We start from the raw sequence: 23284 nt of genomic DNA, 5'->3' as shown, positions 1-23284 counted from the left end.
GCCACGCATCATGAATCGCATTCGAAAAGGTAAGGGGCGCAGGGGTAGCTGATCCGGCCGGGTAGTCGGCGAGCGACAATCCAGCTACCATGCGGGGATGCGATGGGGGCGGTTCGGCAACCGACTATACCGCGCGGCACTGTTGCTCGCGGTGGTGGGCGCGGTGGTCGGTGGATTGGTGATCGCCGGGCTGACCTGGTGGTTGTTGTGGTGGCTCTTGGGTGCGAAGGCCGAGACGCCGAATCAGTTGGACCTCACCAAGATCGCGCTGTCGGTGGCCGCCGGGGTTGGCGGAGCGGTCGCGCTGGTGGTGGCGTATCGGCGGCAGCGGGATCTGGAGCGCGGGCGGTTCGCGGAGTTGTTCGGAGCGGCGGCGCGGCAGTTGGGGGATGCGGATGTGGCGGTGCGGATCGCCGGGGTTTACGCGATGGCGGGGGTGGCCGATGAGTTCTCGGCACCGAGTCGAAGACAGCAGTGCGTCGACGTGCTGTGTGGGTATCTGCAGTTGCCGTACGAACCGGACGATGGCGCGAATCATCTTGTCTCGCGGGCCGAATCGACGGAGGAAACGGGGATCAAGGTCGAGCGGGTCTACCAGTTCCGGCAGAACGATCGGGAGGTGCGCCGCGCCATCGTTCGCGTGATCGCACAGCACCTGAGACCGTCGGCGGACATCTCGTGGTCGGCGTGCAACGTGTCTTTCCGAGGTGCGGTGCTGGAGACGGCTGATTTCCGAGACGCGGTGTTCTCGGGGCGGCACACGGCGTTCGCCGGGGCGAGGTTTATCGGACCCTCGACCTTCGAGCGCGCGCGGTTCGACGGTCACCATGTCACCTTCCGTGGCGCGACCTTCCGGGACGGCCCGGCGCTGTTCGACCGCGCGACGTTCGATACCAGCCTCATCGAGAAGCGGGAACCAGCAGGCTATGGTACGACCTTCGCTGACGTCACTTTCGAAAGTTCGGTGTCATTCGAGAGTGCGACTTTCAAAGGTCCGCGCACAAACTTCAGCGGCGCCCGCTTCCTCGGCGCGCGAACCTCGTTCCAGGACGCGAAGTTCCGGGCGGAGCTGACCTTGTTCGAGCGTGCCGCCTTCGACGGTGACCACATCGCCTTCGATCGCGCTGAATTCGTGAGTGCCCGTGTCACATTCGGAGGCGCGCAGTTCTACGCCACACTCACGGCCTTCGACGAGGCCAGAGTAGGTGCGTCGAATCGACTGCGAAACAGGGGCACCCGCGAAACGGACTTTGCGCGCGCCGAGTTCCACGGTGGCGTCAGATTCCCGCAGACGGTGCTCGGCGGGCGCATAGTCGATTTCACCGAAGGCGACTTCTTCGGCGACATCTCCTTCGTCGGCACCCGTTTCGCCGCCCAGGAAATCAACTTCGATCGTCCGAAGGCCTGGGTGGGCATCCACTTCGATTGGGATGATGTGCCGACCCGCAAACCGACCAGCGTCAAACCCAATCCCTGGCCACCGACCGCCGCGGTGTGACGCTCAGCCGATCCGCGCGAACAGGCAGGCAGGGCTCCGCAAAACCAGCCCGTCGGGGCATCCGCAGGTGACGGCTGCCCCGACGGAGCGCACTACGTCGGCCACCCGCCGTAGGGAACGGTGATCAATTCCATGAAGTGACCACTCGGGTCGAGGAAATAGACGCCGCGACCGCCATCGTTGTGGTTGATCTCGTTGACGCCCTGTTGTCGAGGGTCGGCCCAATGCTCCAGTTTGTAGCGCTGGATCTTGGCGTAGGCCGTGTCGAACTCGGCCTCGGAGATCAGGAATGCGTAATGCTGGGGCTGGATTTCGGTGATGTGCGGCGGCACGTTCGCGAAGTCGAAGGTGACTCCGTTACCCGTCGGCAACGGGATGAACGGACCCCACTCTTTTCCTAGTTCCAAACCAAGGATGTCCGACCAGAATTCGGCTGACACCCGATTGTCGTGGCAGCCGACGATGGTGTGATTGAACTGGACAGAGGGCATCGCGGAGCGATTCCGTGAGGGGTGGTGGTCGGGTGACGGGTGGGCCAGGGGATTTCTCCTTGTGTCGTGACGGTCCCGACCCCGGGCTCGGTACAAGGCGGCCTACGGGAGCACCGTCACGGGCGTCGAGGTTAGCCAATCGCGCTCTATGGTGCCACCCCCGAGTGATGCGGGCCATGCTGGTCGGTCTGTGACGCTGCGCGGTAGCGTCGTGGAATGAAGATTCGAGGGGCGGTCCTGGAGCGGATCGCAGCGCCCACGCCGTTCGCCGAGTCGGCGCCGATCACCGTCTGTGAGCTGGATCTGGGGGAGCCGGGTCCGGGTGAGTTGCTGGTGCGGATCGAGGCCGCCGGGCTGTGTCATTCCGACCTGTCGGTGGTGGACGGAAACCGGGTGCGACCGGTGCCGATGCTGCTCGGGCACGAAGCGTCGGGCATCGTCGAAGCCATCGGGCCCGGTGGCAGTGATCTCGCGGTGGGGCAGCGCGTGGTGATGACCTTCCTGCCGCGCTGCGGGGAGTGCGCGGGCTGTGCCAGTGAGGGCCGAACGCCGTGTGGGCCGGGCAGCGTTGCCAACAATGCGGGTGAGCTATTGAACGGTGGACGACGGCTGCACCGCGAGGGTGCGGAGGTGCATCATCACCTCGGCGTGTCCGCCTTCGCGACGCACGCCGTCGTCGATCGCCGATCGGTGGTGCCGGTCGACGCCGATGTCCCGCCGGAGGTTGCCGCGGTACTGGGCTGCGCGGTGCTCACCGGTGGTGGTGCGCTGCTCAACTCCGCGAAACCCGGTGCGGCAGATCGGATCATGGTCGTGGGGCTCGGCGGCGTCGGCATGGCGGCGGTGCTCGTCGCGGTGTCGCTCGGTGGGCATGAGGTGATCGCCGTCGATACCGTGCCGGAAAAGCTCGCTCTCGCAAAGGAACTCGGCGCGAGCGCCGTGTACACACCGGCCGAACTCGCGGAACAGGACATACAGGCCGATGTCGTGGTCGAGGCCGCAGGCAATGTCCGTGCCTTCGAAACCGCCATTGCCGCAACAGGACCCGGCGGTACGACCGTTACCGTCGGACTGCCTGCCCCCGATGCCCGTGCGAGCATTTCGCCCCTCGCACTGGTCGCGCAGGGCCGCACCATCATCGGCAGCTACCTGGGCTCGGCGGTGCCCTCCCGCGATATCCCGGAGTACGTTCGGATGTGGCGCGAGGGTCGGTTGCCCGTGGAGAAGCTGGTTTCCTCGCACGTCGGATTGGACGAAATCAACCGCGCCATGGATGAACTCGCTGCCGGGCATGCGCTGCGGCAGGTCATCGTGTTCGATTAGCGCGGCGGTGTTTTCGTCCTCTCGTGGGGTCTGTGCAGGGTTTTCAGTCGCGCGGACCGGGGTGTTGGTCGAGTGCGTCGACGAATCGTCCTAGCAGGCGGGCGAATTCGGTGCGCTCACGGTCGGTCCAGTCCGCCATCGCGGCCGCCATGGCGCTGCGGCGGCCGTCGCGTGCTGCGGTCACGACGGCGCGTCCGGCGGGGGTCAGTCGCAGCACGGCTCGCCTGCCGTCCTGCTGATCCGCCACCCGCTCCAGGTGACCGGATGAAACCGCCTGGGCGACAAGGCGACTCGCGCGAGGCTGATCGACGCCCAACGCCGGGGCCAGGGCTCCGACGGTGTCCGCATTCGCGCCTGCTACCGCGTCCAGCACCCGGAACACCGCGATCGGCACCGGCGAATCTTTGCCGAGTGCCCCGCGGGTCTGCCGCCGCCGGATCCGCACCATCGCCGCCTCGACGTCCGCGGTCACCGCATCGCGCTCTTCCATCGGGCCTACTTTCATGTCATATTACATGTAGTTGTAATTCTACATGCTTTGGAGGAACGATGGCAGCACTACGTCCGATCGGCTATTGGCTCAAGGAACTCGATCGCCGGATCGACGCCCGCTTCGAGGACGATCTCGCCGCGTCCGGTCTGACCCGCCGCCACTGGCAGATCCTCAACTCACTCGCCGAAGGCCCGCGCCCCGCCGCCGACGTCCGCGACGGCCTCGCCCCCTTCTGGAACGACCCCGCGGAGTGGGGCATCCAACTCGCGCAGCTGGTGGATCGCGGTGACATCAGCGACGATTCGGGCACCCTCGCCCTGACCGGCACCGGCCGCACCACCCACCACCAAGCCTTCACCCTGATCGGCAAGCGCCGCCGCGCCATGCTCGACGGCATCACCGACGACCAGTACGTCGAGACCGTTCGCCTGCTGGAGCAGATGGCCGAGAATATGGCAGGCGCCTGAGCTGCGTGCCGCCGATCACCGGAGGTCAGCGGACCGGGAGGGAGCGGGGTCGATAGGCTGGCGGAGTCGTTGGTGGAATTAGGAGGTGCGGTGACCATTCGGGTCGGAGTGCTCGGTGCGCGGGGGAAAGTCGGTCAGGCGATCTGTGCGGCGGTGCAGGCGGCCGACGATCTGGAGTTGGTCGCGACCGTCGACAAGGACGATTCGCTCGAGTCGTTCACCGAGTCGGGCACCCAGGTGGTCGTCGACTTCACCAATCCCGATGTGGTGATGGGGAATCTGAAGTTCCTGGTGGAACGCGGAATTCACGCGGTCGTCGGGACCACCGGATTCGATGAGGGGCGCCTCGACGAGGTGCGCGGCTGGTTGGCCGGACGGCCGGAGACCGGTGTGCTCATCGCCCCGAACTTCGCCATCGGCGCCGTGCTGTCCATGCGGTTCGCCGAGCAGGCGGCGCGGTTCTTCGATTCGGTCGAGGTCATCGAACTGCATCACCCGAACAAGGTCGACGCGCCCTCGGGCACCGCATATCGCACCGCGGGCCTGATCGCCGCCGCGCGGGACAAGGCCGGAGTCGGCCGCAGCCCCGACGCCACCACGCAGGAACTCGAAGGCGCGCGCGGCGCCGATGTCGACGGCGTTCGGGTGCATTCGGTGCGCCTGGCCGGACTCGTCGCACACCAGGAGGTGCTCTTCGGCACCCAGGGCGAAACCCTCACCATCCGCCACGATTCGATCGACCGCTCCTCCTTCGCCCCCGGCGTATTGCTCGGCGTCCGCGAGATCGCCAATCGCCCAGGCCTGACCGTCGGGCTCGACCCGTTCCTGGATCTGTGACACAGGAACCGGTCCAGCCGGAAGACCAGGGCTCGGACACCGACGCGCGCGGCACCGACGTCCGCAAGGTCGTCGCATTCATCGCGGCCCTGGTCGTCGTGCTCGGCTTCTACTTCGTGTTGCTGGGCCGCATCGCGCTCAGCCTCATCGGTTCCGGTGACCTCGCAGCCGTTGTCATCGGCATCGGCGTGCTGATCCTGCCGTTGCTCGGCGTCTGGATCGTCGTCGCCACCGTCCGTGCGGCCCTGGCGCATCAACATCTGGCCCGCCGCATCCACGACGAGGGCCTCGAACTCGACACCTCGAACCTCCCGCGCCGCCCCTCCGGCCGCATCGAGCGCGCCGCCGCGGACGAACTCTTCAACAAGGTCAAACAGGAATGGGAGGCCGACCCCGACAACTGGCGCGTGTCCTACCGCCTGGCCCGCGCCTACGACTACGCCGGCGACCGCACCCGAGCCCGCGAAACCATGCGCCGCGCAGTAGCCCTGGAAAAACTGGACCACACCCCCTGACCCATCGCCATATTGGAGCCACCCCGAATCCGCTCAGCCGATCACCATGCATTGGCGCACCCAAACACCAGGAAGCCCCCGCCACCAGCGCATTCTCGTGGGCTTCGATGTCCTGTGCCGAGGGATTCCTCGCCCCTTTCGCCGACCCCCGCGCGCCGAGCAAGATGGATGATCACCATGTAGTGGTGGCGGCAAAAGCGAGAAGGCTGCGCCATCAGTGCATTGTCGTGGGCGCGATATGTGCGGCATCGGGATATGTCCGGATGTCGCCCGAATAGCTGGAATCGAAGGCGCTCCCGATTTGAGCCCTCGGGAACAGGCCCTCGAGCAAAAGAACCCCCACACAGAGCAGTCCCCGGTAGTCTCCATCGAATTCATGAGCTTCAGTCGTCGCTGACAGCTCCGATATTCGACTGGCTTGCCGGGGGCCTGGCCAGATCCTCGAAAGTGTCTCCGATGCCTTTGGACGTCTCCGCCGACAGTTCGGCACTTCCGGTTTTCTGGTGTAAACCTTTATTTTCCTCTTATTTTGTCGCCAGTCAATAGCTAAGGGCACTTAGATCCGACTCGAGTTCAAGGCGGCAGTACGCTGCTGGATGTGCCACGGCTGCTGATCATTCATCACACTCCGTCACCGCATATGCAGGCGATGTTCGAGGCGGTGGTCTCGGGAGCGACGGATCCGGAGATCGAGGGGGTGGAGGTCGAGCGCAGGGCTGCGCTCGCGGTCACCGCGAGTGATGTGTTGGCCGCCGATGGTTATCTGCTCGGTAGCCCGGCGAATCTGGGCTATATGTCCGGCGCGCTCAAGCATGCGTTCGACACGTTCTACTACCCGTGCCTCGATTCGACGCGCGGTCGGCCGTTCGGCTTCTATCTGCACGGCAATGAAGGCACCGAGGGGGCCGAGCGGGGTGTGCGAAGCGTGACCACCGGACTCGGCTGGGAGCAGGTTGCCGCGCCGGTCATCGTGATGGGCGCGCCCGGTAAGGAGGAGATCCAGCAGTGCTGGGAACTCGGCGCGACCGTTGCGGCGCAGCTCATGGGGTAATGCGCGTCCCCCGAATTTTGGTGTCTGACCGGCATCCGGCGGATCCGGGCATACTACGAGGCGACGATGTAGCGGCGGGGATGTGACGAGTTTGCTCGGGAACGGAGTATCGAGGTGATGTGGGCCGAAGGGGGCGAAACAGCACCGCGCCGGATCGGGCTGGTCGAAGACCACGAATCGGTGGCGATCGGGCTTGCCGCGATGCTGGCGCCGGAACCCGATCTCGATCTGGTGCTGACCGCGGGAACCGTACCGGAACTGCTCGCGGCGGCGGCGAATAGCGCCCCGCTGGATCTGGTCGTGCTGGATCTGCGACTGGCCGACGGATCCTCGCCCGAAGACAACGTGCGCGGGCTGCGCAACCGCGGCGTCGAGGTCCTCGTATTCACCGGCGCGGACAACGCGTTTCTCGTGCGCGCCGCGGCGAAGGCCGGTGTGCTCGGCGTGGTGCGCAAATCCGAGGATGTGCCGACGGTGGTCGCGGCGGTGCGCCGCGCCGCCTCGGGTGAGCAGGTGGTGACCACCGACTGGGCCGCCGCCATCGACGGCGATCCGCAACTGTCCGATGTCGGTCTGAGCCCGCGCCAGGAAGAGGTACTCACCCTCTACGCCTCCGGTGAGAAGGCCTCCCGCGTCGCGCGGCTGACGGGTCTGTCCGAACAGACCGTCAACGATTATCTGGGGCGCATCCGGCAGAAGTACGCCGATGCGGGTCGTCCGGCTCCCACCAAGACCGACCTCTACAAGCGGGCGGTAGAGGACGGATGGCTACCGGTTCCCGAGCGGCATCCCCGCGGATGACCGCGTCCAGCGCGCTGGACACCTCGATAACCACTGCGAGCTCCGCCGACCCGTTCCGGGCGAGTCGGTGGCGCCGTGGGCGGACCGCGGTGTCCAGGGAGAAAATCATCGAAGCGGCCTCGGATCGCATTCTGCGCCGGATGGGCCTGGCCGTCGGAATCGCCGGTGTGATCGTCGCGATCGTCGAATTACCCGACATCGCCGACCAGGCGAAATTCGTCTCCGGCCCGTGGGCGAGCCTGGTGGTCGGTGTGGCGCTCGGCTGGTTCCCGGTGCTCGCGGTCGTCTCGTTCACCATGGGCCGCAGGGCGATTCGCGTGGTGGCCGGTGCGGCAGCGCTGAGTTATCTTGCGGCGCTTACGACCATGCCGTTCATCTATGCCGTGCCGTTGACCGACACCACATCGGTGTGGATGTATCGGGTGATCGCACTCGGTGTGCTGGCGGCCGTATTGGCCTGGCGCCCGGCGCTGGCCACCTGCTATCTGCTGGTCGGCGTGGCTACCGCGGCACTGGCGAACCGGTATGTGCTGCCCGAGGCGACGGTCTGGTCGCTGATCGGCGATTTCGCCAGGGCCGCCGGCCTGTGCGCACTGTTCCTGTGGTGCTGCGTCTACGCACTCGCGGCGGCCGCGCGGGTGGACCGGGAATCGGTGATCGCGAGCCGCCGCGCGGCCGCCGTGGCCGGCGCCGCGGCACGCGATCGCGAGCGCGCCCGCTTCGCCGCATTGATCCACGACGCGGTGCTGTCGACCCTGCTCGACGCCTCGCGGGCGGGTGCCGAATCGCCGGTGCTGCGCAGTCAGGCCGAACGCACACTGGAACAACTCGACGAATGTCGCGGCACCAATACCGAACCCGACCGACTGGACGCGCAATCGGCGATCGGCTTCCTGCGCTCGGCCATCCACGAGGTGAATCCGGGCATCCGATTCACCGCGCGCCGCTGGGCCGGACTCGACGACCTGAACCTGCCGGTGCACGCGGCGGGCACCATTGCCGCTGCCCTGGCCGAGGCGGCGCGAAATAGTCTGCGCCACGCCACCGTTGCGGGCCGCACCGTGCAGCGCACCGTCACGGTGACGATCAGTGCGGGCGGTATCCGTGTCGTATTCCGCGATGACGGCGCGGGTTTCGATCTGGACCGGGTGCCCGCCGATCGGCTCGGCGTCTCGGTCAGCATCCTCGGCCGGATGCGTCAACTGGCCGGCGGCGCCGGATTCGTGGAATCCCAACCGGGGGAGGGGACCACGGTGACCTTGGTCTGGGGTGGCGATGGCTGATACCGATAACGAATTCGGCCTGCGCGACCTGCTCGGGCTGCGGGACCGGTCCGCCTGGCTCTTCCTGGTCATCTTCGAGGCCACGATCCTGCTGTACATGGTGCGCAATTTCGCCGAATCGCCGCTGCTGCTGGCCGCGACCGCGCTGGTGTTGGTGGCCGGCGCCGGAGTGCTGGTCCTGGTTATCCCGGTCGATCCGCTGCCGCTGCCTGCCGCCATCGCGGTGGCCGCCGCCGGTCCGATCGCGGCGGCGCTGACCACCGTGAGTATCGACCACGGCATGTCCAAGCAGGTCTGGACCGCATTCGCGTCGTCCTATGTGCTCGCGGTGCTGGTGGTCCGCGGCCGGTTGGGTGCGGCGTGGTGCGGTGTCGCGGGCATCGCCGCGGTTATCGCGGTGGTCGGCGCGACGAACGGCCTGCGGGTGGTGGTCGGATCCATCGTGCCGATCGCCACGGTTGCCGGCGTCTCGATCGGCGCGGCGGTCATGCGGCCGATGCAGCGCTCGCTGCGGCTGCTGCGCGAGGAGGCCACCATGCGCGCGGCCGCCGAGGCGACCATGGCCGCGCAGAACGGCGAACGGGATCGGCAGCTGGCCCGGCTCGACAAGGTGGCGCGGCCGATTCTGGAACGCATCGCCGACGGCGCCGAACTCACCGCGGGCGAACGCGAAGAGTGCAGGCTGCTGGAGGCCGAACTCCGGGACGGTCTGCGCGCACCGCAATTGGTGACCGACGAATTGAGCAGTGCCGCCCGCGGCGCACGTTCGCGCGGGGTCGAGGTGGTGCTGCTCGACGACGGCGGATTCGCCGGGGTGCCGAAGTGGGTGCGCCAGCAGGTGATCGAGTCGGCGACCCGGGAATTGGATGCCGCCAATGCCGGTTCGGTGACCGTGCGGGTATTGCCGATGGGCCGACGGGTACTGGCTACGGTGCTCGCGAACGCACCGGATCGGGATCGGCGCACCGAGATCGATACCGCGGGAGAGGTCTCGGTCTCGACCTAACCTGTCGTACCCCCATGGCATTGTCGTGATCATGCGGACGATGAGTGCGGTCGCGGCGCGCCGGACGGCGCTTGCCGCGCAGGGGTTCGGGCGGCGCAAACCGGCCGCGCCGACCCGGCGGACGATCCTCGACGTGCTCGGCAGAACCCAACTGCTGCAACTGGATTCGGTATCAGCGGTGGTGCGCGCGCACTACGCGCCGGTGTTCAGCCGGATCGGCGGTTACGACCGAACGGTGCTCGACGATGCCGCCTGGAGCAATGGTGTGCGCCGCCCGCGGCGGCTGGTCGAATACTGGGCGCACGAGGCCGCACTCATCCCGGTCGAGGACTGGCCGCTCATGCGCTGGCGGATGCGGAAATACGAACACGGGCGCTGGAGCGGCATGCGCCGGGTGACCGAACGCAATCCCACCCTCGGCAAGGACATTCTCGACGTCATCACCGAGGTCGGCGCCGCCACCGCCGGTGAGGTGGAGCGCCACCTCGAGCTGGACAAGCCGCGTCCCAAGGGCTCCTGGTGGAATCTCAGCGATACCAAGATGATCTGCGAGGCGCTGTTCGCGGCAGGTGCGCTATCGGTCGACAAGCGGGTCGGGTTCACCCGCCACTACGACCTGGCCGAGCGAGTGATCCCACCGGAGATCTTGGCGCGCAACGTATCCGAGGCCGATGCGGTACGGGAATTGGTGCTGCGCGCGGCCACCGCACTCGGCGTCGCGACCGAGACCGACCTGCGCGACTACTACCGCCTGCACCGCTCACAGACCGAACCGGCCATCGTGGAGTTGGTCGATGCGGGAGAGCTGGAACCGGTCGAGGTGGCGGGCTGGGGGAAACCCGCCTATCTGCGGGCCGGTGCCTCGACACCGCGCCGAATCGAGGGCGCGGCCTTGCTGTGCCCCTTCGATCCGCTCATCTTCTTCCGAACCCGCACCGAGCGGATCTTCGACTTCCACTACCGAATCGAGATCTACACGCCGGAACCCAAACGGGTGCACGGGTATTACGTATTTCCGTTCCTCCTGAACGGAGAACTCGTGGGACGCGTCGACCTACGTGCCGAGCGTGCGTCAGGCAGGCTGCTTGTGCCGGGTGCCTTCGCCGAACCGGGCCACAGCACTCCGGAGACAGCGCGGGCACTCACCGATGCGCTGCGTGAGATGGCCGACTGGCTCGAACTCGACGAAGTGGTGATCGGTGATCGCGGAGATCTCGCGCCGCTGTTGTGAATTTGCTCAGGCCGATTTCGGTTTCCGAGTGGACTGCGATTCCACCCGCGCCACGAACTGCTCGACGTCAGCGAGCGCCTCGTCGGCCTCCGGGAGGAGCCGATACGCCAGCTGGAATACATGGAACATGCCCGGCCACGTCTGGACCGCGCGCAGCGCCGCACCATATGCTTCGGCGTCGGCCGACAGCACCTCGGCGGCGCCTGCCTGCAACAGGATCGGCGGTAGATCCGGCCCGTCCGCACCGAGCACATTCAACCGCGGGTCGTCGAAATGGTCCGAGCCGGTGTAGAGCTCGGTCAACTTCTGCGCTGCCCGCACTCGCATAAACGCGTCATCGACGGGCGGTTCGCGCTCCCGCGACAACGTCCAGGTCGAGTCGACCAGCGCCGAGAACCCGACCACCGCCCTGGGCTGCGCGAGCCCCAGCTCACGCAGTTGCACACACCACCCGAGCGCGAGATGGCCGCCCGCCGAATCACCCATGACGACGATGTCCTCGGCCGCATGTCCGCGAGCGAGCAACCACAGGTAACCGTTGAGCGTGTCATCGTGGGCAACGGGAAACCGGTGCTCGGGCGCGGCGATAATCCAGGCTGAAGGCCGGTCGGTCCAACCGCCGCGACAGCTCGCTGACCAGGCCGCGATGAGTTCCCGGAGTGCAGCCGACATAGCCGCTGCCGTGCAGGAAGTAGAGCACGGGACGGCCCGGTTCGGGCACCACGCCGACCCGAAGTGACATCCAAGTTAGATGTCGCGCTTGGGTCCGTACCCGCGCATCTGATCGCGCAATGCACCGCTGACGGCATTCGACAGCCACGAGTTCAATGAAACCCCGCTGGCCGCAGCGGCTTCCTCGGCTTTGGCCTTCAATTGCTCGACCATCCGCAGGGTGACTCGGCTGATATCGCCGGTCATCTCCTCGATCGTCGGATGCTCGTTTTCCGCCGCCGGATTCTTTCGGACGTCGACGGTCGCATCGGTGCCGTCCACCGAGACGTGAACTGTGCGGTCGCCGAGCTCCGCGCTGACCTCCGCGGCGAGGTCCGAGAGCGCCGCGAGCAGCGCCAATCGTGCCGAACTCTCTGTCGCAGCGGCTAGGGCGGCGGCGGTGGCCTGGGTCTTTTCGTCGCCGAGCGCGGCGGCCGCGATGAGGTCCTCGCGTAGCTGTGCGGTGTATTTGTTCAAGTCCATGACATCAGTGTGACGCCATCAATGGCGTCATTCAAGGGTCGATTTGACATCATGATCGAGTACTGCGAGGTGAATCACTCGCCGTGGCAGGCCGTTCGGTGATGAGGGTGTCGAGGCTGTTCCCGGGAGCGGGTAGCCTTTCTGACCATGACGAACGGTGAATCGACGCCTACGGAGCTGCGTGCGTCCGGCACAGTAGGTGTCGCGATGGTGACTCCCTTCGGTGTCGACGGCAAGCTCAATGTCGATGCCGGGGTCGCACTCGCGGCCCGCCTGGTCGACCGCGGCGTCGATTTGCTGGCGATTTCCGGTACCACCGGGGAATCGCCGACCACCACCGAATCGGAGAAGGCGGATCTACTGCGCGCTGTGGTCGATGCCGTCGGCGCTCGCGCCACCGTGATCGCGGGCGCGGGCACCTATGACACCGCGCATTCGATCGAACTCGCCCGCAATGCCCAGCGTGCGGGCGCGCACGGCCTGCTCGTGGTGACGCCGTACTACTCCCGGCCGACCCAGGACGGCCTGATCGCGCATTTCACCGCCGTCGCCGATGCCACCGACCTGCCGGTCACCCTGTACGACATTCCGCCGCGCTCGGTGGTTCCGATTGCCAGCGACACCATTCGCAAACTCGCTGAACATCCGCGCATCGTCGCGGTCAAGGATGCCAAGGGGGATCTGAACGCGGGCGCGGATCTCATCGCGAATACCGACCTGGCCTTCTACTCCGGTGACGACGCGCTGAACCTGCCGTGGCTGTCGGTCGGCGCGACCGGATTCATCAGTGTCATCGGACATCTCGTGCCCGAGCGGCTGCGCGCCCTGCTCGAGGCCTACACCGCGGGTGACGTGGTGCGCGCCCGTGAGATCAATGCGGGCATGTTGCCGTTGAACGCCGCGATGTCGCGACTTGGTGGCGTCGCGATGAGCAAGGGCGGGCTGCGTCTGCTCGGTGTGGATGCCGGCGAACCGCGCCTGCCGCAATTGATGCCGACCACCGAACAACTCGATGCCCTCGCCGTCGACCTCCGGCTGGCAGGGGTGCTTTCATGAGGAGTGAGCGAATCAGAATCACCGCATTGTCAGACATGATCGAACCGACCAGTAGTGAGGTGCAGTCATGACTGAAGCAGCAGGTCGTCGCCCCCGCCGGACCGCGACCCGGCCCGCGGGCGCGCCAGAACCCGCCGCGCAGCGTCCACCGGCCGGCACCGAAAAGTCCGATCGGACAGCGCAATCCGACGTCGGCGAGCTAGCACAGTCCGATACCGTGTCCAGGCAGACCGCACCGGAGCAGGCCCCCGCGAAAAAGGCCGCGCTCAAGGCCCCGGCTGAGCAGCCACGCAGACCGGCGCGCGGCCGTCAGCAGCGCGGCCGCGGTCGCGGTGAGCAACCCGTGTCTGCTCCCGTCGAGCGGGCAGCAGCCGACCGGCTCGGTGCCCCGCCGAAGCTGCCCAAGAATGGTCTGCGTGTCTTCGCCCTGGGCGGCATCGGCGAAATCGGCCGCAATATGACCGTTTTCGAGTACGGCGGGAAACTGCTCATCGTCGACTGCGGCGTGCTTTTCCCGGAGGATCAGCAGCCCGGCGTCGACCTGATCCTGCCCGACTTCCGGCCCATCGAGGACCGGATGGACGATGTCGAAGCCATCGTGCTCACCCACGGCCACGAGGACCACATCGGCGCGGTGCCGTTCCTGCTGCGCCTGCGGGCCGATATTCCGGTCGTCGGTTCGAAATTCACCCTCGCGCTGGTGGCCGCGAAATGCCGCGAGCACCGGCAGCGTCCCAAGCTCGTCGAGGTGATCGAGGGCCAGCACACTACGCACGGCCCGTTCGGCTGCGAGTACTTCGCGGTCAACCACTCGATTCCCGATGCCATTGCCGTCGCCATTCGCACGCCTGCCGGTGTCGCGCTGCACACCGGCGATATCAAACTCGATCAGCTGCCCCTGGACGGTCGCCTCACCGATCTGGCCGGTTTCTCCCGCCTCGGTGACGAGGGCGTAGATCTTTTCCTGGTGGACTCCACCAATGCCGAGGTGCCGGGCTTCGTCACGCCGGAACGCGAAATCGGCGGCGTTCTGGATACGGTGATCGGCAAGGCCAGGCACCGGGTGATCGTCGCCTCGTTCGCCAGCCATGTGCATCGCATCCAACAGGTGGTCGATGTTGCCCAGAAGTACGGGCGGCGAGTGTGTTTCATCGGTCGCTCGATGGTGCGCAATATGGAGATCGCGCAGGAACTGGGCTATCTGACGGTGCCCGACGGTGTGGTCGTCGATCTCGATGTCGCCGCGACCCTGCCGGGCGATCGGCTGGTGCTCATCTCGACCGGCTCGCAGGGCGAACCGCTTTCGGCGCTGTCGCGGATGGCGCGCGGTGAACACCGCCAGATCAATATCCGCGCCGACGATCTCGTGGTGCTGGCCTCCTCGCTGATTCCGGGCAATGAGAATTCGGTATTCGCCGTGGTGAACGGTCTGTCGCGGCTCGGCGCCACGGTGATCACCCAGCAGAATGCGAAGGTGCACGTCTCCGGGCATGCGTCCGCGGGTGAATTGCTGTACCTGTACAACGCGGTGCGGCCCACCAATGCCATGCCGGTGCACGGCGAATGGCGGCATCTGCGCGCCAATGCCACGCTGGCCGTGGCAACCGGTGTGGCGGAGGATCGGGTGGTGCTCGCCGAGGACGGCGTGGTGGTGGACCTGGTCGACGGGATCGCTTCGATCGTGGGACGCGTGCCGGTCGGACATGTGTATGTCGACGGACTCTCGGTCGGTGATGTCGGTGAATCGACGCTCTCGGATCGACTGGTCCTCGGTGAGGGCGGGTTCATTTCGATCACCCTCGCGGTCGACTCGACCACCGGTAAGGCGGTCAGCACGCCCGAGGTCAGCGGACGCGGGTTCTCCGATGATCCGACCGCACTTGTCGATGCCGCGGAACTCGTCGAGGCCGAACTGCTGCGACTGGCCGGTGAGGGCGTCACCGATACCCACCGCATCGCACAGAGTGTGCGGCGGGTGGTCGGTCGCTGGGTGGCCGAGACCTACCGTCGCCGCCCGATGATCGTGCCGACGGTCATCGGCGTCTGACAGCTACGTCCGTCGGAGTCGGACTGCCGCGCCGACTCCGCATCCGATATGTTCGGCAGATGAGCATGGCGCAACGGGAACGTCGGGCACTGGTGGACACGATGTCTGCGGTGGGACCGGACGCGCCCACGCTGTGCGGCAGCTGGACGGTGCGAGATCTGGCCGCGCACTTGGTAGTTCGGGAACGTCGCCCGGACGCGTCGCCCGGCATCATGCTGAAACCGTTCGCCGGATATCTGGAGTCGGTGCAGGCCAAGGCGGCGCGGCGGCCGTTCCCGGACCTGCTGGCGGATGTGCGCTCCGGCCCGCCGTGGTGGTCGCCGCTCAAACCGGTCGATGCGGTCGTCAATCTGACCGAGATGTTCGTCCATCACGAGGATGTGCGCCGTGGCGAACCCGGCTGGGAGCCGCGTGACCTGTCCGCCGCCGAGGAGGACAAACTATGGTCGGCGCTGCGGCGCATGGGCCGGATGGCCTACCGCAAAGCGCCGGTCACCGTCGAACTGGCCACCCCCGACGGCAGGCGGGCCGTGGTGCACGCGAAGTCCGGAACGGCACAGGTAACGCTGACCGGCAAGCCCTCGGAACTACTGCTGCACGCCTTCGGCCGCGATGAGGTCCGGATCGAAACCGCGGGTGATCCGGTGGATGTGCGGGCTGTCCTCGAGGCGGATCGCTCTTTGTAATCAGGGCCGACACGCCATGAGCGACCGATTTTCGCGACAACTGATTTCGTACGCACATGGGTAACTCATCGGGTACGTCCAAAAGCTGCCTAGCTCATTACTTCCGGCCCGGTCAGGTACTCCAGTGGCACTCACGACCGGCAAAATACTCGGGGAGGCGGGGGAGCGACGTGCGATACTCGTGTGGTTGATGGTCTGGATGGGGCGTTTGCGGCTAGCCTGAGTCCATGGCAGGTAAGTCCCGCAGCTCCACGACCTCTCGTGCGCGGGCGGGATCGGCCCGGGGGAGGACCACGGCGGCATCTCGTTCGAGCCAGGCTCGCACCACCGCTCAACGCCGCTCGCCCGCACCGCGCGCCCGCACCACACCGGCGCGCCGCCCGGTCCGCCGCAAGTCCGATACCGCACCGCTCGCGGTGATCAGCCGCGGGATCAGCAGCGGCTGGAATATGCTCGCGCGCGGACTCGGCGCCACCACGAGGGCCGTGAGCCGGGCGGGCGAAATCGAACACGGTCATCGCCGCGACGGCATCGCGCTAGCCCTCATCGCCCTCAGCGCGGTGATCGCGGCCGCGGTATGGCTCTCGGCGGGCGGGCCGATCGGACACTGGGTCGAGGAGGCGATTCGTGCGGTCGCCGGGTCGGCATCAGCCGGATTGCCGTTCGTGGCTACCGGAATCGCCATTGTCCTGATGCGGACCGAGGCACGTCCGGAGATCCGGCCGCGGCTGGTACTCGGCGGATTGCTGATCGGATTGCCGATACTTGGCCTGTGGCATATCGCCGCCGGATCGCCGACCGATGCGCACGGGCGTTCGCGCGCAGCGGGGTTCATCGGATTCGTGGTCGGCGGCCCGCTCACCAACGGGCTCACCGCCTGGCTTTCGGTGCCGATTCTGTTGCTGGCCATCGTTTTCGGCGTGTTGCTGGTAACCGGAACCACTGTCCGCGAGGTACCGCAGCGGTTGCGCGAGTACTTCGGCACCGGCAGCGGTGGCGACGAATACGGTGATTATGACGGCGAATCCGATTTCGATCCGGCCAATTACGATGCCGACGGATTCCCGCTGCATCGCAATACCAAGTCGAAGCGGCGCGGTCGCACCCCGGAGGAGAACTACCCGCCCGACGAATTCGGCGGCTCCGATGCGGTCACCGAGGTCATGGGCGAACCGCCACTGCGCGATGCGAAACCGATTGCGACCGAGGCGGCGCCCGAAGAGAAGCCCAAGCCGAAGAAGCGCGCCCCGATCAAGGTCGAGGACCAGACCCCACCGCCGCCCAAGCAGCTGGAGTTCATCAACGACCGCGAGGTCGAGGGCGACTACACCCTCCCGCCGCTGACACTGCTCACCGACGGCGATCCGCCCAAGAAGCGCAGTGCCGCCAATGAATCGATGATCGAGGCGATCACCGAGGTGCTGGTGCAGTTCAAGATCGACGCGGCGGTCACCGGTTTCGTGCGCGGCCCGACGGTCACCCGCTACGAGGTGGAGCTCGGGCCCGGTGTGAAGGTCGAGAAGATCACCGCGCTGGCCCGCAATATCGCCTATGCCGTTGCCACCGAGAATGTTCGGCTACTGGCCCCGATTCCGGGTAAGTCCGCCGTCGGTATCGAGGTGCCCAACTCCGATCGCGAACTGGTGCGCTTGGCCGATGTGCTCAAGGCCCCCTCGACCCGAAATGACCACCACCCATTGGTGATCGGACTCGGCAAGAATATCGAGGGCGATTTCGTCTCGGCGAATCTCGCGAAAATGCCGCATCTGCTGGTCGCCGGTTCGACCGGTTCCGGTAAGTCGAGTTTCGTGAACTCGATGCTGGTGTCGCTGCTGGCGCGCTCGACTCCGGACGAGGTCCGGATGATCCTCATCGACCCCAAGATGGTGGAACTCACGCCGTACGAGGGTATTCCGCACCTCATCACCCCCATCATCACCCAGCCGAAGAAGGCCGCCGCCGCGCTGGCATGGCTGGTGGAGGAGATGGAACAGCGCTACCAGGACATGCAAGCCAATAAGGTGCGCCACATCGACGACTTCAACAAGAAGGTCAAGTCGGGTGCCATTACCGCGCCGCTGGGCAGCGAACGGGTCTATCGGCCCTATCCGTACATTCTCGCCATCGTCGACGAGCTCGCCGACCTCATGATGACCGCGCCGCGCGATGTCGAGGACGCGATCGTGCGCATCACCCAGAAGGCCCGCGCCGCAGGCATCCACCTGGTACTCGCGACGCAGCGGCCTTCGGTGGACGTGGTCACCGGTCTGATCAAGACCAATGTGCCGTCCCGATTGGCCTTCGCCACTTCGTCACTGACGGATTCGCGAGTCATCCTGGATCAGCCCGGCGCGGAGAAGCTGATCGGCATGGGTGACGGACTGTTCCTGCCGATGGGGGCGAACAAGCCGACCCGGATGCAGGGCGCGTTCATCTCCGATGAGGAGATCCACGGGGTCGTCGACTTCACCAAGAACCAGGCCGAACCCGAGTACCAGGAGGGCGTCACCGCCGCCAAGGCCGGTGAGAAGAAGGATGTCGATCCCGATATCGGCGACGATCTGGATGTCTTCATCCAGGCCGTGGAACTGGTCGTCACTTCACAATTCGGCTCGACCTCCATGCTGCAGCGCAAGCTGCGTGTCGGCTTCGCCAAGGCCGGTCGCCTGATGGATCTGATGGAAACCCGCGGTGTCGTCGGCCCCAGTGAGGGGTCGAAGGCACGCGATGTGCTCATCAAGCCCGATGAGCTCGAGGGACTGCTGTGGACGATCCGTGGTGGCGGGGACGCGGAGCCGGGTACCGGCGAAGAGTGAAAATGCCTCGGCGGCAACTATTCTCACCGTCGGTGGGGCGCGGTGTCGTCGGTACAGTGGCGCGACGTGATGATCTGCGGAATCAAGGTGTCGCACGACGGCGGTGTCGCGATTGTCGAGGACGACCGGTTGGTGTTCAGCATCGAGATGGAGAAGCTGGACAACGGACTCCGCTACAGCCAGCTGGGTGATCTCGACCGGGTCGCCGAGATCTTGCGGTCGGAGGGGTTGCGGCCAGCCGATGTCGACCGGTTCGTCGTCGATGGCTGGTTCGCGAATGGTGCAGTGCCGGATACGGATTCGACGGAGCCCACGAGCATTGCGACGCTATCCGGTGGTCGCCCGATCGAACTCGCGGTCGCGCCGTATCAGGATCGGCCGGGACGTACGGTTCCGCTCGCGCGACATCGCTTCCATGGGCACGGATTCGGTTCCGCCGTTGCGGAATACGTCAGCTATCACCATGTGGACCAGCACATCATGGGTGGCTACTGCACGAGTCCGTTCGCGGAGCGCGGGGAGGATGCGCTCGTGCTGGTCTGGGACGGCGGCACTGTCGCGCGGGTGTACCACGTCGCGGCGGCGGCTCGAAAGGTCCGCTCGGTCGCGGTCGTGCTGCCGATCGTCGGTAACAGTTTCACGTACTTCAGCGAACGATTCGAGCCGTTCATTCCGAACGTCGAGGGTCGATCGCGGGATCGGATCCTGCGTCAGCACCTGGCCATTCCGGGTAAGGCCATGGCTTATGCCGGGCTCGGCACCGTGACTGAGTCAGTGTATCCGGTGTTCGACGAGATCATCGCGGCCGCCGAACCTCGGGCATCGCAGGATGCGGCCCGGCTGGTCGGGGCGAAGGTGGCGGCTGATCGGGGCGAGCTGCTTCCCGGATTGTCCGAGGCCGATCTCATCGCCACCTTCCAGGCGTATTTGGGGGACCGGTTGGCGCGTGGACTGAATTCACTTGTGCGCCAGTATCCTTCGTTGCCATCAAAGCTGGTGGTGACAGGGGGATGCGCGCTGAATATCAAGTGGAACTCGCTGCTGCGGGCGAAGGGGATTGTCGAGGAGATCTGGATTCCGCCGTTTCCCAACGACTCCGGCGCGGCCATCGGCGCCGCGTGCTGTGAAATGTTCCGGAAGGGGCGTGGTCCGGCATTGCGGTGGGATGTGTACTCCGGTCCGCGGGTCGGTGTCTGTGGTGTGCCGACCAACTGGCGCAGGCGGCCCTGTGACGAGTCGGGAGTGGCCGAGTTGCTGCACAGGGAAGGAGAGCCGGTCGTGGTGCTGTCGGGTCGTGCGGAGATCGGTCCGCGGGCGCTCGGCAATCGCAGCATCCTGGCTCCCGCAACGGATTCGGCGATGAAGGACCGTCTCAATGACATCAAGAACCGGGCCGCCTATCGGCCGGTCGCGCCGGTGTGTTTGACCGAGCGGGCGGCGGAGGTCTTCCAGCCCGGCGGTCGCGATCCGTACATGCTCTTCGAGCACCGCACCCGTCCGGAGTGGACCGATCGCATTCCCGCTGTGCTGCATGTGGACGGTACCGCCCGGCTGCAGACCATCGATGCCTCGGCCAATAGCGCGACCGCGCGGATTCTGGCATCGTACGAGGCCATCAGTGGGATTCCGGTGTTGTGCAATACGAGCGCGAATTTCGAAGGGCGCGGATTCTTTCCGGATGTGGCCGCAGCGGCCCGATGGGCCGGCACTCGATACATCTGGTCCGAAGGATATCTCTACACGAATCAGACCTTCGGGGGATGACCGGCACAGCCCGGCCGGGATCTCCGGCCGGGCTGCGCTCGGGTCAGCAGCGGTTCGACGGAACCTGCGGCATGTCGACCTGTCCTTGCGATGCGAACATCGCGGCGATCATATTCAACAGTGCGTCCACGGAACTACCTCCTCTCGGTTGTCGTTCGACCCGGACCCGACCGGAGCGGGGCATGTCCGAACGGCTCGGGTTCGTGGCGGTGTGGTGCCTACTGCTTGTCGAGATCGGCCAATTTGCAAACACACAGGGTCACGGTGTGCGCGAGAATGCCGCCGAAGTAGCTCTTGCAGAACCCCGCGTAGCCGATCGGGTCGCACTGGTGCGCGTGCCAGGCCGAGTCGACCTCGAGGTCGTCGGGCAGGTAGTTGCCCTGCATGCCGCTGGCCCGGAAACGCTCCAGCGACCGCTGATAGCGGGTGACCCGGTCCTTGATCTGCGCTTCGGTCAGCGCCGTGGAGCCCGGCCAGAACAGGTGGCCCCAGCGCAGATTCTCCTCGAGGTGGGTGGTATCGAATTCGGCAGGGGGGACATCGATTTCGGTCGACACCGGGGCGGTCGTAGTCGTCATAGCCTGGTTCCTCGATTCGCTGAGAACTCACCATGTCGGCCAACAAGGCTCCAGAAATGCTGGAGAACTACGAGTTTCGGCAACGGCCCGAACAGTGTCAACGATCACATCATCCCCAGCCTTGGGGGTCATTGAAGTTGAAACTTGTGCCGCAAAAGGTTTGCTATACCCTGTCAGAGGTCGGCGGGGAAGTCGTAGTGGTCGGGCACCGCCGGCGTCATCGCGCGGGTGCCGACTACCAGCGCGACTTCGTCGTGTGGCGCAAAGCGATACGATCCCGGATCCCCGGGGAACCGGGTGCCGTTGATATAGAGCTGGACGGTCTCGACGGGTGTGAGGTGAATCGGGCCGACCTGGTCGCCGGTCAGCGGCTGGCCCCACTGGGTGAAGAACTGCTCGAGGGTGAAGGGGATGTCCTCCTCCGACTCGAGGTGCACGATACCGGTCGCATCATGGGTGTGCATGGGCGAACCCATTCTCCTGGCGTCGTCGATACCGACCAGGGCCGGAACGACGACCGGCTGTCCGTACACGATGACATCGAGATGCGCGTGATAGTGGTACGTCGTCGACATCGTGCTCAGCAGCGGCAGACCAGCGGCGTGCACGGCGGCGGCGGTATCCGTCGGCAGGTCCCAGCTCGTTTGCAGCAATGCCGAACCGGACGGCGGCGCAGCCACTGCGGTGGCGCCGACCGGACCGGCCAGCGTGACCAGTGCGGCGACGAGAAGTGAAGAGGCAATTCGCATTTCATGACACTATGCACGAGCGGACACTGGACCCGCGCGTCATTCCCATGGGTGACGATGCGGTGCGGTGGTAGCTCATCGTGGAGTCGAACCACGCGGCAGGGCCTTATGAGAGCCCCGGGGCGAACCTGCATGAGCCTCGGTCGGTGTGCGCTGGAGTGCCAGGATTCGAACCTGAACCGGCGGAGTCAAAGTCCGTCATGCTAGCCGTTTACACCACACTCCATCGGTGCGCTCGGAAGGATTCGAACCTCCATCCGCCTGAGTCGTATTCAGGTGCTCCGTCCGTTGAGCTACGAGCGCTGATCCACGCAAACCACGCGGACTGGTTCCCTCGGCGAGATTCGAACTCGCACCGTCCGGATTCTAAGTCCGGTGCCTCTGCCAATTGGGCTACGAGGGAATGGTTTTGGTACCCGTGGGTGGGATCGAACCACCGGCCTGCGCCGTCGGGGGATGCCGCTCTGTCCACTGAGCTACACGGGTTCAAAACTGGTATGCAGCAGGGTTATTCATATCCAGTAATACGAAATGCCTACTGTCGTATATTCACTGTGGAGTTATTGCGCGGATGGAGGGACTCGAACCCCCAGGCCGACGACTTTGGAGATCGTTGCTCTTCCAGTTGAGCTACATCCGCTGGACAGAAAAAGGGCCGCTCCGTGGCGAGTATTTCGCCGGGAGCGGCCCCTGCTCAGGCCTTCTCGAATCGAGACCTCAGGGGCGGCTCCGGATACTCGCCTGTCGCAGCTGCGACATCAACAGCCAGGTCAGGCGCAGCTGCGACATCGGCCGCCGGGTGCCGGAACGCAATTGCCAGGCACCGGCGAGGGAGCGTAGTCCCTGGTCCTGGGTGCTGGTCATTGCCTTTGCCTTTCGCGGTTCCGATTACCGATCGATTACGTTCTGGATAACGCTAACACCGAAAGACGCGATGAGGAACCCATTTATTCCCCACCGGCGCGTTGTCGGCGTGCCTGCAGTGTGTAAGTCAGTGGAAGACGTTCCGGATGCTCGCTGAGCCGCCACTCGCCATTCGCCTCGCGCACCATCTGTCCGGGCAATGCCTCTCAGGGAACGCTGCGGTGCTCCACCCGTCCGGTGATCGTCATACCGTGATCGAGAAGCGCGGTCACTACATCACCGAGTCCGTGGTCCCGGTCGTGCGTTGTGAACTGTATGAATTCCGTATCGGTCTCGACATAAGTCGTTCCAGACGAAAACACAGTGGGCTCAGGCATTTCGAAGTAGGGATCGCCGACAGTCGGTCGGTCGCTGCGGGTTTCGTCCATGAACCGCCGCTAGGACGCTGCTGAATAAGGCTGATTCCGGGGGTGGGGGCCCGGGGCGGGGGGCCCCCCCCCCCCCCCGGGGGGGGGTTGGGGGGGGGGGGTGGGG

General features: G+C 65.9%; 21 protein-coding genes, 5 tRNA genes and 1 pseudogene. 15 read left to right on the top strand and 12 right to left on the bottom strand.

All coding sequences use genetic code 11. The annotated features are described in order from the left end of the window. Positions 1–97: 97 nt before the first annotated feature. Positions 98–1498, top strand: a complete 1401-nt coding sequence (locus ACFYOW_RS17090; RefSeq protein WP_387288894.1) for a pentapeptide repeat-containing protein — start codon at positions 98–100, stop codon at positions 1496–1498. A 92-nt stretch (positions 1499–1590) separates the two neighbouring features. Here ACFYOW_RS17090 and ACFYOW_RS17085 read toward each other — a convergent pair whose 3' ends face one another. Next, the gene (locus ACFYOW_RS17085) at positions 1591–1989 is read right to left on the bottom strand and encodes a VOC family protein (protein ID WP_387288892.1); all 399 of its coding nucleotides are present in this window, start codon (positions 1987–1989) and stop codon (positions 1591–1593) included. Between the two features lie 216 nt (positions 1990–2205). Here ACFYOW_RS17085 and ACFYOW_RS17080 point away from each other — a divergent pair, with 216 nt between their 5' ends. After that, positions 2206–3312 (top strand): zinc-binding dehydrogenase, encoded by a 1107-nt coding sequence (locus tag ACFYOW_RS17080; protein WP_387288890.1) that lies wholly within the window; start codon positions 2206–2208, stop codon positions 3310–3312. Positions 3313–3355: 43 nt separating this feature from the next. Here ACFYOW_RS17080 and ACFYOW_RS17075 read toward each other — a convergent pair whose 3' ends face one another. Further along, the gene (locus tag ACFYOW_RS17075; protein ID WP_387288888.1) at positions 3356–3802 is read right to left on the bottom strand and encodes a MarR family winged helix-turn-helix transcriptional regulator; all 447 of its coding nucleotides are present in this window, start codon (positions 3800–3802) and stop codon (positions 3356–3358) included. Between the two features lie 59 nt (positions 3803–3861). Between ACFYOW_RS17075 and ACFYOW_RS17070 the strand changes: the two genes are divergently transcribed. The 8 genes from ACFYOW_RS17070 (at position 3862) to ACFYOW_RS17035 (ending at position 10996) form a co-directional block, all read left to right on the top strand. Next, the gene (locus tag ACFYOW_RS17070) at positions 3862–4272 is read left to right on the top strand and encodes a MarR family transcriptional regulator (RefSeq protein WP_387288886.1); all 411 of its coding nucleotides are present in this window, start codon (positions 3862–3864) and stop codon (positions 4270–4272) included. Positions 4273–4362: 90 nt separating this feature from the next. Further along, positions 4363–5109, top strand: coding sequence for a 4-hydroxy-tetrahydrodipicolinate reductase (gene dapB / locus ACFYOW_RS17065; protein ID WP_063044537.1), 747 nt, complete (start codon positions 4363–4365; stop codon positions 5107–5109). Then, a complete protein-coding gene (locus tag ACFYOW_RS17060; RefSeq protein WP_387288884.1) occupies positions 5106–5624 on the top strand; it encodes a hypothetical protein in 519 nt (172 codons plus the stop codon). Before dapB ends, ACFYOW_RS17060 begins: the two co-directional genes overlap by 4 nt. A gap of 598 nt (positions 5625–6222) precedes the next feature. Further along, on the top strand, positions 6223–6675 hold the full coding sequence (locus tag ACFYOW_RS17055; protein ID WP_157124579.1) for a flavodoxin family protein: 453 nt from the start codon (positions 6223–6225) through the stop codon (positions 6673–6675). Positions 6676–6792: 117 nt separating this feature from the next. Continuing rightward, positions 6793–7476, top strand: coding sequence for a response regulator (locus ACFYOW_RS17050; RefSeq protein ID WP_387290019.1), 684 nt, complete (start codon positions 6793–6795; stop codon positions 7474–7476). Beyond that, on the top strand, positions 7440–8759 hold the full coding sequence (locus ACFYOW_RS17045) for an ATP-binding protein (protein ID WP_387288882.1): 1320 nt from the start codon (positions 7440–7442) through the stop codon (positions 8757–8759). The genes ACFYOW_RS17050 and ACFYOW_RS17045 overlap by 37 nt, the downstream gene beginning before the upstream one ends. Next, the gene (locus ACFYOW_RS17040; RefSeq protein ID WP_387288880.1) at positions 8752–9765 is read left to right on the top strand and encodes a hypothetical protein; all 1014 of its coding nucleotides are present in this window, start codon (positions 8752–8754) and stop codon (positions 9763–9765) included. The genes ACFYOW_RS17045 and ACFYOW_RS17040 overlap by 8 nt, the downstream gene beginning before the upstream one ends. Positions 9766–9796: 31 nt before the next feature. Further along, positions 9797–10996: a winged helix-turn-helix domain-containing protein gene (locus tag ACFYOW_RS17035; protein ID WP_387288878.1), complete on the top strand. Its 1200-nt coding sequence runs from the start codon at positions 9797–9799 to the stop codon at positions 10994–10996. Between the two features lie 6 nt (positions 10997–11002). On the opposite strand, the pseudogene ACFYOW_RS17030 reads toward ACFYOW_RS17035, so the two are convergent. Together ACFYOW_RS17030 and ACFYOW_RS17025 are read right to left on the bottom strand one after the other, a co-directional pair. Continuing rightward, positions 11003–11738 (bottom strand): annotated as a pseudogene (locus tag ACFYOW_RS17030) (alpha/beta hydrolase). Between the two features lie 5 nt (positions 11739–11743). After that, positions 11744–12190: a toxin-antitoxin system HicB family antitoxin gene (locus tag ACFYOW_RS17025; protein WP_387288876.1), complete on the bottom strand. Its 447-nt coding sequence runs from the start codon at positions 12188–12190 to the stop codon at positions 11744–11746. Between the two features lie 147 nt (positions 12191–12337). On the opposite strand from ACFYOW_RS17025, the gene dapA reads away from it, so the two are divergent. From dapA to ACFYOW_RS17000, 5 genes are all read left to right on the top strand, one after another. Then, on the top strand, positions 12338–13246 hold the full coding sequence (dapA, locus tag ACFYOW_RS17020) for a 4-hydroxy-tetrahydrodipicolinate synthase (RefSeq protein WP_387288874.1): 909 nt from the start codon (positions 12338–12340) through the stop codon (positions 13244–13246). Positions 13247–13313: 67 nt separating this feature from the next. Beyond that, complete coding sequence (locus ACFYOW_RS17015) at positions 13314–15293, top strand: ribonuclease J (protein ID WP_387288872.1); 1980 nt, start codon at positions 13314–13316, stop codon at positions 15291–15293. A 59-nt stretch (positions 15294–15352) separates the two neighbouring features. Continuing rightward, positions 15353–15979, top strand: a complete 627-nt coding sequence (locus tag ACFYOW_RS17010) for a TIGR03085 family metal-binding protein (protein ID WP_387288870.1) — start codon at positions 15353–15355, stop codon at positions 15977–15979. A gap of 227 nt (positions 15980–16206) precedes the next feature. Next, entirely contained in the window at positions 16207–18795 is a 2589-nt protein-coding gene (locus ACFYOW_RS17005) for a DNA translocase FtsK (protein WP_387288868.1), read from the top strand. A gap of 69 nt (positions 18796–18864) precedes the next feature. Further along, positions 18865–20559, top strand: coding sequence for a carbamoyltransferase N-terminal domain-containing protein (locus ACFYOW_RS17000; RefSeq protein WP_387290017.1), 1695 nt, complete (start codon positions 18865–18867; stop codon positions 20557–20559). Positions 20560–20777: 218 nt separating this feature from the next. On the opposite strand, the gene ACFYOW_RS16995 is transcribed toward ACFYOW_RS17000, so the two are convergent. The 8 genes from ACFYOW_RS16995 to ACFYOW_RS16960 form a co-directional block, all read right to left on the bottom strand. Further along, the gene (locus ACFYOW_RS16995) at positions 20778–21137 is read right to left on the bottom strand and encodes a hypothetical protein (RefSeq protein WP_387288866.1); all 360 of its coding nucleotides are present in this window, start codon (positions 21135–21137) and stop codon (positions 20778–20780) included. Between the two features lie 173 nt (positions 21138–21310). Next, on the bottom strand, positions 21311–21886 hold the full coding sequence (locus tag ACFYOW_RS16990) for a hypothetical protein (protein ID WP_387288864.1): 576 nt from the start codon (positions 21884–21886) through the stop codon (positions 21311–21313). Positions 21887–22039: 153 nt separating this feature from the next. Continuing rightward, a tRNA-Gln gene (locus ACFYOW_RS16985) sits at positions 22040–22112 on the bottom strand. A 4-nt stretch (positions 22113–22116) separates the two neighbouring features. Then, positions 22117–22189, bottom strand: a tRNA-Arg gene (locus ACFYOW_RS16980). Between the two features lie 23 nt (positions 22190–22212). Beyond that, positions 22213–22289 (bottom strand) — tRNA-Leu (locus ACFYOW_RS16975). Between the two features lie 7 nt (positions 22290–22296). Beyond that, a tRNA-Arg gene (locus ACFYOW_RS16970) sits at positions 22297–22372 on the bottom strand. 80 nt (positions 22373–22452) lie between these two features. After that, positions 22453–22526, bottom strand: a tRNA-Trp gene (locus tag ACFYOW_RS16965). 77 nt (positions 22527–22603) lie between these two features. Then, complete coding sequence (locus ACFYOW_RS16960) at positions 22604–22750, bottom strand: hypothetical protein (RefSeq protein ID WP_157187247.1); 147 nt, start codon at positions 22748–22750, stop codon at positions 22604–22606. Positions 22751–23284: the final 534 nt, after the last annotated feature.

Source organism: Nocardia sp. NPDC006982, assembly GCF_042869435.1.
GTDB lineage: Bacteria > Actinomycetota > Actinomycetes > Mycobacteriales > Mycobacteriaceae > Nocardia.
Note: the sequence above shows the minus strand (reverse complement) of the source record. Positions and strands in the feature narration are given on the sequence as shown.